Genomic DNA, 399 nt, shown 5'->3' on the forward strand with positions numbered 1-399 from the left:
CGTGGGGTCCGTGGCGGCCGAGACGCCGGAGCAGGCGCTCCAGGTGGTCATCGAGGAGATCGACGCTCAGGCGGGCGACACGGTGACGATCACGGTGGAGGGGCCGACGGGCAACACAGCCGACATCAACCGGACGATCGTCGACGTGGCGGACCCGACGATCATGGGGATCTGGCTCGGAGTCGACGAGCTCGAGGCGGCAGGCATCGACATAACGACGATCGACACCCCGGCCGATTACTTCATCACAGCGACTCATGACGAGTCTTCTGTCGACTTTGTGGACGTCTACGCCGCGGCCGACACGCTCGAGGAGACGGTGGCGGTCGCCAACACGACAGAGGAAATCTCAGTCGACTACACGCCTAACGTCTCAGACGATACGGCGCAGGTCGACCT

At 64.2% G+C, this 399-nt stretch carries 1 protein-coding gene; it reads left to right on the forward strand.

The features are described from left to right. Positions 1-10: 10 nt before the first annotated feature. The coding region (locus tag EXE41_RS18760; protein WP_199240914.1) for a hypothetical protein at positions 11-399 on the forward strand (389 nt) is incomplete at its 3' end.

It is taken from the genome of Halorubrum sp. SD690R (assembly GCF_005435035.1).
Classification (GTDB): domain Archaea; phylum Halobacteriota; class Halobacteria; order Halobacteriales; family Haloferacaceae; genus Halorubrum; species Halorubrum ezzemoulense.